General features: G+C 60.2%; 10 protein-coding genes and 3 pseudogenes. 8 read left to right on the top strand and 5 right to left on the bottom strand.

Features of this window, described 5'->3' with window-relative positions:
- Positions 1 to 16: 16 nt before the first annotated feature.
- The 5 genes from PL597_RS15835 to PL597_RS15855 all read right to left on the bottom strand — a co-directional run bounded on the left by PL597_RS15835 (position 17) and on the right by PL597_RS15855 (position 4771).
- Positions 17 to 784 carry an ABC transporter ATP-binding protein gene (locus tag PL597_RS15835; protein ID WP_191218501.1) on the bottom strand — a complete coding sequence of 256 codons (768 nt, stop codon included), beginning with the start codon at positions 782 to 784 and terminating at the stop codon, positions 17 to 19.
- Positions 785 to 835: 51 nt separating this feature from the next.
- Entirely contained in the window at positions 836 to 1858 is a 1023-nt protein-coding gene (locus tag PL597_RS15840) for an ABC transporter substrate-binding protein (RefSeq protein ID WP_191218502.1), read from the bottom strand.
- A 150-nt stretch (positions 1859 to 2008) separates the two neighbouring features.
- The gene (locus PL597_RS15845) at positions 2009 to 2956 is read right to left on the bottom strand and encodes a LysR family transcriptional regulator (protein WP_191218503.1); all 948 of its coding nucleotides are present in this window, start codon (positions 2954 to 2956) and stop codon (positions 2009 to 2011) included.
- Positions 2946 to 3851 (bottom strand): alpha/beta fold hydrolase, encoded by a 906-nt coding sequence (locus tag PL597_RS15850; RefSeq protein WP_269827266.1) that lies wholly within the window; start codon positions 3849 to 3851, stop codon positions 2946 to 2948. Before PL597_RS15850 ends, PL597_RS15845 begins: the two co-directional genes overlap by 11 nt.
- Positions 3848 to 4771, bottom strand: a complete 924-nt coding sequence (locus PL597_RS15855; protein WP_191218504.1) for a LysR family transcriptional regulator — start codon at positions 4769 to 4771, stop codon at positions 3848 to 3850. The genes PL597_RS15850 and PL597_RS15855 overlap by 4 nt, the downstream gene beginning before the upstream one ends.
- A gap of 112 nt (positions 4772 to 4883) precedes the next feature.
- On the opposite strand from PL597_RS15855, the gene PL597_RS15860 reads away from it, so the two are divergent.
- The 8 genes and pseudogenes from PL597_RS15860 to PL597_RS15895 all read left to right on the top strand — a co-directional run.
- Entirely contained in the window at positions 4884 to 5699 is an 816-nt protein-coding gene (locus PL597_RS15860) for a shikimate dehydrogenase family protein (RefSeq protein WP_271365692.1), read from the top strand.
- Complete coding sequence (locus PL597_RS15865; RefSeq protein WP_191218506.1) at positions 5692 to 6957, top strand: FAD-dependent oxidoreductase; 1266 nt, start codon at positions 5692 to 5694, stop codon at positions 6955 to 6957. The genes PL597_RS15860 and PL597_RS15865 overlap by 8 nt, the downstream gene beginning before the upstream one ends.
- 303 nt (positions 6958 to 7260) lie before the next feature.
- A pseudogene (locus tag PL597_RS15870) lies at positions 7261 to 7365 on the top strand (IS110 family transposase); the annotation flags it as partial.
- Positions 7366 to 7572: pseudogene (locus PL597_RS15875) on the top strand (hypothetical protein); the annotation flags it as partial.
- 34 nt (positions 7573 to 7606) lie between these two features.
- Positions 7607 to 8674, top strand: coding sequence for a D-alanine--D-alanine ligase family protein (locus PL597_RS15880; protein WP_191218507.1), 1068 nt, complete (start codon positions 7607 to 7609; stop codon positions 8672 to 8674).
- A gap of 189 nt (positions 8675 to 8863) precedes the next feature.
- On the top strand, positions 8864 to 9127 hold the full coding sequence (locus tag PL597_RS15885; RefSeq protein ID WP_191218518.1) for a hypothetical protein: 264 nt from the start codon (positions 8864 to 8866) through the stop codon (positions 9125 to 9127).
- Positions 9128 to 9244: 117 nt separating this feature from the next.
- Positions 9245 to 9478 (top strand): hypothetical protein, encoded by a 234-nt coding sequence (locus tag PL597_RS15890; protein ID WP_436969163.1) that lies wholly within the window; start codon positions 9245 to 9247, stop codon positions 9476 to 9478.
- A pseudogene (locus PL597_RS15895) lies at positions 9456 to 9973 on the top strand (IS5 family transposase); the annotation flags it as partial. The gene PL597_RS15890 and the pseudogene PL597_RS15895, both read left to right, overlap by 23 nt.
- Positions 9974 to 10443 lie beyond the last annotated feature (470 nt).

Below are 10443 nucleotides of genomic sequence, written 5' to 3' on the forward strand. Positions count from 1 at the left end.
TGCCGTTGATGTGGTTTCAGACATGGACCAGCTCCTTGTCCGCCGCCATGGCCTCTTCGCGCATGAGCTCCCAGAGCTGGGCCTGTTTGGCCTCCAGCTGGGAATCACCGAGATGACGTTCGGCGAGCGGTATTTCGATATCAACAATGTCGCGGATACGGCCGGGACGGCGCGACAGCACGACGACGCGATGTCCAAGCCTGACAGCCTCGTTGAGATTATGCGTCACATAGACTGAGGTAAACGGCTGACGGGTCCACAGGGACACCAGATCATCCATCAGCAGCTCACGGGTTTGGCTGTCGAGCGCAGACAATGGTTCGTCCATCAGCATGACGGCCGGCCGCACGGCGAGCGCCCGGCTGATGGCGACGCGCTGGCGCATGCCGCCGGACAGCTGCTTTGGAAGCGCCGCACGGAAATCGGAAAGGCGGGTTCGCTCCAGAACGTCGGTGACGATGTCATCCATTTCGCGACGGCTGAGGCCGTGATCTTCGAGAACCAGCTTGATATTGCCTTCCACCGAACGCCACGGCAGAAGCGCAAAATGCTGGAAGACATAGGTCAGCGGGTTGAGCGAATCCGCGGGCGCATCGCCGACCTGCAGAACCTCGCCCTTCGACGGGCGCTCAAGCCCGCCGAGGAAGCGCAGGAGCGTGGACTTGCCGCAGCCGGACGGACCAATCAGACAGACGATCTGCCCCTGCGGTATGTCGAGCGAGATGTCCTTGAGGACTTCGACGGCTCCGTAATAGTGGCTGATATTGTTGAGTCTCAGGTCCATGGCGGTCTCCCGGCGGAGGCCGGTGGTCTCCGCATGCCGAACGTCGAATAATCAGATCGTCTTCACGTAGGACGTGTCGAACAGCTGTTCGTTGGTGATGGCGTCCTTGACCATGCCTTCGGACTTGAACCACTCGAGCTGTTCGACGCAGCTATCGAGCGACAAAGCGAGGCCCTGATTGATGCGCATCGAGCCATCGACCAGGTTCTGCTTGGCAACATCCGCAGGGCTGTCGCTCTCGACATACTTGTGAACGATCTTCGCCAAGGCATCGACCTCAGCCGCGTCCGCGGTCTTATCGACGAATGCCGCATTGTAGTCGGCGACAGCTCGGGAATAGGCCTTGATGAAGGATTCCGTCATTGCCCGCTCGTCCTTCGCGTTCTTGGTCGACGTGAAGGCGGCGGTCACCTGATAGTTGGGGGCATAATCCGACATGATGCCAATCTGCTTGGCAGCACCTTCGCGGATCATCTTCTTGGCGACGCTCGGCTGGATGACCCACGCGTCGATCTGACCCGTCGACAGCGCGCCGACGACAGCGCCCAGTTTCTGCAACGGGCGAAGCTCGATGTCGGCGAGTTTGACGTTATTGGCCTGAGCGATCTTGTGGGCCATAAAGTGGAATGACGAGCCGGCAGTGGTGATCCCGAAGCTCTTGCCAGCCAGTTTCGAGGGATCGGTCAGGCCGGCATCGTAGGCCTTGTTGGAGGCGAGCACAATCGCGCCGGTGATGCCCTTCTCCTCGGTCAGTGCACCGCCGATGACCTTGACGGCATCCTTTTGGGCCAGGCTGATCAGGCCGCCGCTCATGGCGGTCACCCCGAAATCGGCATCGCCGGAGGCGATGGCAACGGCCATCGGCTGCGCCGCTTCAAAGAACTTCAGTTGAATGTCGAGGCCAGCGTCCTTGTAGTAGCCGCGCTCGAACGCAATGAAGCTCGGTGCGTGGCTAGCGAGGTGTAGGACGGCAAGATTACGGGTGGCTGCGCGTGCAGGAAGGCCGAAAGCCGCAGCGGCACCCAAGGCGCCCATGCCCCAAAGCGCCTGACGGCGTTTCATTGTGAACTGCATTGTCTGTCTCCTCCGATAGATGACGCCTCCCCGGCGCCACTTGACTTCATTGCCACCCGCGATCGGGCATGACAACCAAAAATAATTATGCTTCCCATGCCCTGAGGGCATGGGAAGTGACGGAAGCCGCTTGCCGATGAACCGCGGCCGTCAGCCGAGCGCCGGCAGATTGGCGAGCTTGCGGGTGAGGATTTCGATCAGCTTCTGGAGATTTGCCGAATGCGGGCGGCGGCGGTTCCACAGGACCGAGACTTCGAATTGGGGCGCGTTCTCGATCGGCCGGACAATGAGATTGCTGCCGAGCGGGCCAAGCGTCGTCATGTAATCGACGAGGACGATGCCCATTTCCTCGTTGGCAAGGGCGAGCGCCGTGTCCGAAAAGCGGGCGACGGCACGCGCATTCACCTTGACCTTGGCGCGGTCGAGGAAGCTATCGACAACGCGCTGATGGGCGCCGCCAGCGGCAAAGGCGATGAAGTCGGCGCCCACAAGATCCCTGGACCTGACCAGCGTCTTTGTTGACAGCGGATGGGTGCGGGGAATGGCGGCAACGAGATCGGCCCGGCCCACTGGCTCGATCGCGATCAGGGGATGATCGGGCGTTGCGATCGTCACCAGCGCTTCCCCGCGCCCGGTCGTCAGATAATCCTCGATCTGATCAACCGGCAGGACGTCGAAGAACAGTTCGATGCCTGGCACCTCCTGGGAGAGTTCGCGCAGCGCTTGCGGCACCAGTGCGCGCGCGACGCTCGCCGTCGAGCCGATACGGAAGACCGCAGTCTCGCCGCGCGCGATGCGTTCAATCTGTGCACCGACACCGGTCAACTGGCGCAATAGCGGATCGATTTCGGCGTAGATCTCCAGCGCTTCCGATGTCGGCACCAGTCCGTTTCGATCGCGGATGAACAGGGCGATGCCGAGAAGGTCCTCAATACGCCGGATCGTGCGGCTCAGCGCCGGTTGGGATACGTTGAGCACCTTGGACGCCCCCGTGATCGAGCGTGCGTTCATGACGGTGTGGAAAACCTCGATCTGACGCAGGCTGAGAAGCTGCTCGGCAGAGCTTGTTCCAGAAACGCCCAAATCGTCAGACACCATGGCCGATCCTCCCGAAGAAGTCCTCAATGCGCTCGCGCACCCGTTCGCTCGCCGTTTCCGGCAGCAGGTGGCCACCGTTTAGCCCCACCCCCTCGACGTTGCTTGCCCATTCGTGCCAGATATCGAGCGGCTCGCGCCCGCCACCATAGCGTCGCCCAGCCTCCCACATCAGCAGAACGGGCGCCTCGATCATTCGCCTGGCTGCCCTATCCGCGAGATCGTCCGCCTCGTCGGTGGTTGCACCGGCGCGGTAATCTTCGCACATGGCGTGGCGCACAGCGGGATCATCGAAGCAGGCGCGGTAGTCGGCAAGCGCCCTTGGATCGAGTCGATCGAGCCCACCCGCCATTTTTTCAAGCGTGGTGTCGAGCAGATATCGCGGGTCGCCTGCCATCAGCTTCTCCGGCAGCGGCGCGGGTTGAGCCATCATGAACCAGTGCCAAGCGCCCATGCCGAATGCCTTGGACGCGCCTTCCCACATTTCTGGCGTGGGCACGACCGTCACGGACACCAGCGCCTTTACTCTGTCAGCAAAATCCAGCGCCATACGGTAAGCGACCCGGCCGCCGCGATCGTGTCCTACTACGGCGAATGTCTCATGGCCAAGTGCACGCATCATCGCGACTAGACTCGCTGCCATGCGGCGCTTGGAACCGGCGCCTTCGAAATTGGCAGTCACGCGGCTCCGGCCATAGCCCGGCAGATCAGGCACGACAACGCTACAGGTTTTGGCCAGCATTGGCGCTATGCGATGCCAGGCCGCGCGCGTTTGCGGGTAACCGTGCAGAAGCAGCACCACCGGCCCGCGGCCATGCATCAAAACCGAAAAGCGGACATCCGCGGTTTCGATCACCGTCTCTGCGAAGCCAGCAAAAAGCGCTTCCTTATCTGTCACGTCCGTCTCTCCTCAACGCATGCTGCATCCGCGGCGATGACGCGCATCTCGGCGATAAGCTTGTCGGTCGCCAGCGGTCGCGGGCGCAGCCGACAGGAATGGACATAGGCCGAAACCGCGACGCTGTTTTCGATCGGTATGGCAAGGAGACCGCTCGATGCACAGTCCATCGCCGAGAAAGCGTCAAGGATGGTGATGCCAATCCCCTCCGCGACGAAGGACAGCGCAGCCTCGACAAAATGCACGAAGACGGAGGTTTGACGCGCGACGCCCCAGCGCCGGAAGGTCTCGTCGATATGCAGGCCGTGCGTCGTGGTGGGTGCGAAGGAAATCAGCGTTTGGCCCATGATGTCCCTGGGGGTGACCGAGGGTCGCGAGGCCAGCGCATGGCCAGCCGGCACCACGCAGACGAGGTTGGCTTCCCCGATTTTCACCGTATCGATCAACGGGTCCTCCACGGTGGCGATGGTGGCCACACAACTGCCTTGTCCGAACAGCAGGTAATCCCTGACATCGCGCTGCGGCAGGGAATCGCAATAATAGGTGCCGGCCGTGCCTTTGAGCTGCAGTTGCCGAATCGCCTTGGGCAGCAGGCGCATCCCGATGCTGGGGGTTGCGCCAAAGCGGAACGTCGTAGCCTGGCCGCGAGCGATCGAATAGACGACATCGGAGAGCATTTCGGACTGCTGGTGAACCCGCTCCACCTCGGCCAGGATCAGCCGCGCCTCTTCAGTGGGCACCATGCGGCCGGAGATGCGCGCAAACAGGGCCACCCCCAATTGATCCTCCAACCGCTTGATCGCGACCGAGAGACTGGGTTGGGAAACGCCGAGATGCCTCGCCGCAGCCGTCAGCGACTGGGTCGCCATGACGATGCGGAAGATCTCGAGATGTCGTTCTTTTAGTTTCGGTGTGGCCACGCTTCCCCGCGTTCAAGCTATAACTTCTGTTTATGTATGTCGTCATTTTACGTATTGGCGTCAATGGCGTTGCCACCGCTATGCTCGATGCAACAGAATGGATTGGTACGACATGATCGGTGCTTCTACCCGCCTCGTGGCCATCATCGGCTCCCCTATCGCCCAGGTGAAGTCACCGCATAACTTCAATAGCCATTTCGAGAAGGACAGGCTCGATCGCGCCATGATCGCGATCGACCTGACGGCGGGCCAGGTCGCGGATTTCGTGGCGATGGTGCGCGGATGGCAGAACCTCGACGGTTTTGTCGTCACCATCCCGCACAAGAATGCGGTGGCGAGACTCATCGAGGATCTGAGCCCGCGCGCGCGCTTTCTCGGCGCGGTCAATGTCGTGCGGCGTCATCCCGACGGAAATTTGTCTGGGGACATGACCGATGGCGCCGGTTTTGTCGACGCGCTGCGCGCGCGGGGTTTTTCGGTCAAAGGCAAATCGGCCCTGCTGATCGGGGCAGGGGCCGCCGGCAGTGCCATTGCCCAGGCGCTGGCTGAGACAGGCCTTGCCGAACTCTCGATCCAGGACCTTGACGCGATGCACGCAAAGATGCTGGTGGCAAAGCTCTCCTCCGCCTTTCCAGAATGCCATTGCGCCGTGGCGACCGGCGACGTGCGACTGTTCGAGCTGGTGGTGAACTGCTCGCCCGCCGGCATGCGTGACCTCGACCCGCAACCGGTGGCGCAGAGCATCATCGAGATGATGCCGGCAGACGGCCTGGCCGCCGAGGTCATCACCTCGCCCGAGCACACCTTGTTCCTGAAGGCCGCCGCTGCACGCGGTCTTGCCGTGCAGACCGGGGTTGAGATGGCCAAGGCTCAGTTCCAGCTGCTCGCGCAGGTTATGGGGATCATGGACGGAGACCATTATGCTTAACGCCCGGCAGAAGAATGCAGATGTCGTTGTGATTGGCGGCGGTGCCGGCGGCATGAGCGCGGCTGTTGCTGCAGCGCATCTGGGAGCGCGGGTGGTTCTCATCGAACAATACGGCTTTCTCGGCGGCGCTGCATCGAATTCGCAAGTGCTCGCCTATTGCGGCTTCTATCAGAAGGGTTCTACGCCGGTGCCGGCTGTGCTCGGGATTGGCGCTGAATTGCTTGCGGAACTCGAATCCATTGGCCAAGCCGTCGCGCCGATTATGTCGCGAAGCGGAAACTGGATCGTCATGCTTGATCCGGAAGCGGTGAAATTCGCCTTTGACCGGATGTGCGAGCGTGCTGGGGTGCAGGTGCGGCTACACAGCAAGCTGACAGCCGTCACCACGGACGAGGGCCGCATCACCTCCGTAACACTGGCCGACCATGCAGGGACCGTTACGATCGAGGCCGGCAGTTTCATCGACGCGAGCGGCGAGGCAACGCTGTCAGTGTTGGCCGGCGCCCGCCTGACCAGCGATATCTGTCGCGGCGACCATGTGCAGCCTACCTCGATGCCCGTCCGGATTGGCGGCGTGGCACCCGATGTCCCTTTTGACCGGGCATTGCTGTCCGGGATCATCGCACACCACAATGCCACATCAGACGCGCCCATTCCACGCGCCGATGGCGGCGTCATATCCAGGCTTCCGATCTCGGGAGATGTGTGGTGGATGACGATCGATCTTGCCCTTGGCGGCTTGAGCGGTGAAGATCTTTGCGTCGTCGAGCGGGAGGCACGGCGGCAGGCTTGGCGTAATCTCACACTCATCAGAAGGATGCCCGGCTTTGAACAGGCCTATCTGGTGGCGACCGGACCGCAGATCGGCATCCGAGATACCCGCAGACCCCAGTCACGCGAAGACATGACCGGTGCGGCACTGGAAAGCGGTGTCCGACGCTGCGATGGCATTGGCCGCGCTGCTTGGCCGATGGAGATTCACGAGGCACCCGGCCGCACCTCTTTCATCGATCTTGGCGGGGAAGGCTTTGCCGACATCCCGATAGGCGCTCTCCAGGCTGCTGATCTTGATAATCTTTACCTCGCGGGACGTGTAGTCGGCGCCGATCAAGCCGCCTATGGATCGATACGGGTCATGGGCACGGCACTCGCCACCGGGCACGCGGCCGGCATAGCGGCGGCTCTCGGCGTCCAGGCAGGCAAGGCTGTTCCGGAGGATGTACGACGTGCTCTTATTGCTCAAGATGCCCTTCTTTGATCAACCAGGGATCATATTGGAGCGCCGCGTTGTGAGTTCGTCATAACGTCTGAAGAGGGTATATGAGGTTGGGGCCAGAACAATAGCAGTCCGAAATCGTACGCTAAGGGCGAACGGAATGAGAACTTATGCGACCCGCCGCAGCCCGGCTGGCAGGCGGAGCGATCGAAATCCGTTCGGCATGTAGTGTTCGGCATCCCAAGTGTAGATTCCGGTAAGGTTGATATGTTGAGATGGACGGCTCCTGCTCCGCTACCGCTGTGCCATAGTGGCATGCGGTTAGAAACGATAGAGGAGCAGTCCATGAAAAAGATTGCGACGATTGGCCTTGATCTGGCGAAGAATGTCTTTCATGTACATGGCATCGATAACCTTGGGAAGGTTATGGTCCGGCGGCAGCTTCGGCGAGGCTCGGTCAATAGCGGCATACGCTGGCCGGAGCGCATGCCGCCCTCAAAAGGCGGGCATCTCGTTCTGGTGACGGCGGCCTCGGCTGATACGATCTGTTTCCACAATCCATCCGGCCCTGATGCTACGAGTCAGGCGGATGTGACGTTGCCGCTTGCCGTCTTCGACCGCTTCTTTGCCAATCGCGGCATCGCGGTCGGCTTCTGACATTTATTTCGACACCAGATCTTTGGAGGTTTTGATGACATCTTCCCGCGGCAGGCTGCGTATCGCTGTGCTTTTCGGCGGCCGCTCGGCCGAACATGACGTCTCCGTCATGTCGGCGACGAATGTCATGGGGGCACTGGAGCCCTCGAAATACGAGGTGGTGCCGATCTTCGTGACGCGGGAAGGCGAGTGGCTGCTTAGCCGTTTCGAAAATGGCGTCCTCGCCAGGCCGGCAAGCGGCACCGAAATCGCGCTGATGCCCGGGGGGCGCGGGCGCATGATCGCCATCGACGGTGGCAAGATGAGCGATGGCGGAAAGATCGATATTCTCTTCCCCGTATTGCATGGCATTTTTGGCGAGGACGGCTCGGTGCAGGGGCTGGCGGAAGTGGCCCGGGTGCCGCTGGTCGGCTGCGGCATCCTGGGTTCGGCGACGGCGCTCGACAAGGATATCGCCAAGCAGCTGCTGCGGGCGGCGGGGCTGCCGGTGGCGCGGGCTGTGACCGTGCATGCGGATCGGGCGCCGTCCTTCGACGCGCTTGAGAGCGTGTTGGGATTACCGCTATTCATCAAGCCGGCGCGTCAAGGATCTTCGGTCGGGGTGCGCAAGGTTTCCGGCAGTCAGGAACTTGCGCCCGCTCTCGCGGAAGCCTTCAAGCATGACCGCAAGCTGCTTGCCGAAGAATTCATCCGCGGCCGCGAGATTGAGTGCAGCGTGCTTGAGGACACCAAGGGCGGCCTGTTCGTTTCCCGCCCGGGTGAGATAATCCCGGCCGACGGCCACGGCTTCTATAGCTACGATGCGAAATATATCGACGAGGATGGCGCGGCGCTGAAGGTTCCGGCAGAGCTTCCGCCAGAGGTCGAGACGAAGATCCGCGAGACGGCAGCGCTCGCCTTCCGGGCGCTCGGGTGCGACGGTATGGCGCGCGTGGATTTCTTCCTGACCGAGGACATGGCTTTTTTGGTCAACGAGGTGAACACCATTCCCGGATTCACCGATATCAGCATGTATGCGAAGGCGATGGCGGTAAGCGGCGTCAGCTATCCTGATGTCATCGATCGGCTGGTCGAGCATGGTCTCGTACGCGCCGGCCTCTGAGCCGCAAAATGTCTCTTCCCGGTCTGGTAGACATGCACCGGGAAGAACAACGCCGCAGCTTCGTCTGCTCTTGTCACAAGAACTGTAATAAGCCGGATTAATTGCTGTGGCATGCCTGCGTCTGCTGTGTTTTTTGCGTTTTTGGCGAGTATGTATTACATAGCTTATTGAAAACTGGTGGTGACAACGATGTCTAGCGTGGCGATTAAGGTACTGTCGACGGTGAACGCCCCCTACGGGACGAACCTTTCGGCTGAGCAACTCGCTTCGAAGATTTCGGATTTTGCGAGCGTTGAGAGTTTCGATGCTTCCGCATTCTCATTCTATTCCGAAGTGAAAGCCGAGCTCCAGCACCAGTTTCTGGATGAGATGGAAATCGACCACGGCACCGCATCCGAGATTGCCCAGAAATTCTCGCAGCTGGCTGGATATCCCCTCGCCCTAGCCGCTTGAGAGCTGTCCTGATGAGCCAGTGGGAAAGCCTTCGACCAGGCTGTGTCAATTATCAATCAGGCGAACTCTTCTTTCAAACTCCTCGATAGCTGGACTTTCGGCGGTGGCACCGCCCTTATGCTCCAGATAAACCATCGTGAAAGCTTCGACATCGACATTTTCGTCAATGATCCGCAGGTCCTCCCATATCTGAACCCGACAACACAGGGCTATACCCTGCAGGTGAATCCAGCTGAATATGTTTCGGACGGGACGCGTGCGTTGAAAATCGTGTTCGCGGGCATCGGTGAAATCGATTTCATTTGCGCTCCAAGTCTGACCAACGACCGACGACTGGCAACATATGATTGACAGTACCACGGTTCGCGGCCATTCGCAGGCTGCGGGCGCTAAAGGGGGACTTATAAAGAGGGTTTTGGTCGATCACGCGGCGGCTTTACGACAAAAGTCCATGCCCGCGCAGACGGTCAGGGACGTCCTCTCGGCTTTGTCCTGACAGGTGGCGAGACTTCTGATTATAGCGCCGTTCCCGCGCTTCTCACCATACCCGTTGGCAAACCTAAATCTTTCCTTGCTGACAAGGGCTACGACGGCGACCCCGTCCGCGAAGAGTTGCTGATCCACGGCATTCGGCCAGTGATTCCGCCGAAATCGAACCGGAAAGACCCGCCTTCCTGCGATTTCAAGGTTTATAAAGACCGCAACCGCATCGAACGAATGTTCAACCGGCTCAAACACTTCCGACGGATTGCCACCCGTTACGACAAGACCCGAACTTCCTTCGAAGCGTTCCTTTCGCTGGCCGCCGCAAAAATCTGGCTGCCGCACTTCACAGAACGCCTTTAGCCCAGCAATGGCTCAAATCGCCTGTAAGCCCACCATCGCCTATCAGCCGGAACCTTCGGTCCATCCCACGGTGGGGACGTGAAGACAGTCATTATTGTTTCACAACCAAAATCCGAGATGACCTCGGATGCGACTACCTCCATGCGTTCGGGGTCATCATCGCTGAAATCGGGATCGACCAAGAATTCGAGGACAATCTCGTTGCCACTCCAGCCACACGTAACGGCGGCGAGCGTCGATGATACTGCCCCGAGCAAGGCGCGTTGCACACTAAGTCGAAGTCGTATTTCTCGATCAGGTCCGGACATCAAATCCTCCGTTAGGAGCAACCTTATCGCATTATCACTGCTAACTTTGTCAACAGGACTTAACACTACTTTGGCAGAATGCATTTTGGCGGTCTGAAGCGGATTCTGCAGTGCGGACATCGTTCTGGGGCTGACGCTGCCAGGAGGGTGTTTATGACCGCG

The sequence above is a fragment of the Agrobacterium sp. ST15.13.013 genome, assembly GCF_027956525.1.
GTDB classification, from domain to species: Bacteria; Pseudomonadota; Alphaproteobacteria; order Rhizobiales; family Rhizobiaceae; genus Agrobacterium; species Agrobacterium salinitolerans.

Bases quoted from the DNA above. Each gene is read 5' to 3' on its own strand.
- PL597_RS15835 (WP_191218501.1), bottom strand. From the start codon at position 784: ATGGACCTGAGACTCAACAATATCAGCCACTATTACGGAGCCGTCGAA.
- PL597_RS15840 (WP_191218502.1), bottom strand. From the start codon at position 1,858: ATGCAGTTCACAATGAAACGCCGTCAGGCGCTTTGGGGCATGGGCGCC.
- PL597_RS15845 (WP_191218503.1), bottom strand. From the start codon at position 2,956: ATGGTGTCTGACGATTTGGGCGTTTCTGGAACAAGCTCTGCCGAGCAG.
- PL597_RS15860 (WP_271365692.1), top strand. From the start codon at position 4,884: ATGATCGGTGCTTCTACCCGCCTCGTGGCCATCATCGGCTCCCCTATC.
- PL597_RS15865 (WP_191218506.1), top strand. From the start codon at position 5,692: ATGCTTAACGCCCGGCAGAAGAATGCAGATGTCGTTGTGATTGGCGGC.
- PL597_RS15880 (WP_191218507.1), top strand. From the start codon at position 7,607: ATGACATCTTCCCGCGGCAGGCTGCGTATCGCTGTGCTTTTCGGCGGC.
- PL597_RS15885 (WP_191218518.1), top strand. From the start codon at position 8,864: ATGTCTAGCGTGGCGATTAAGGTACTGTCGACGGTGAACGCCCCCTAC.
- PL597_RS15890 (WP_436969163.1), top strand. From the start codon at position 9,245: ATGCTCCAGATAAACCATCGTGAAAGCTTCGACATCGACATTTTCGTC.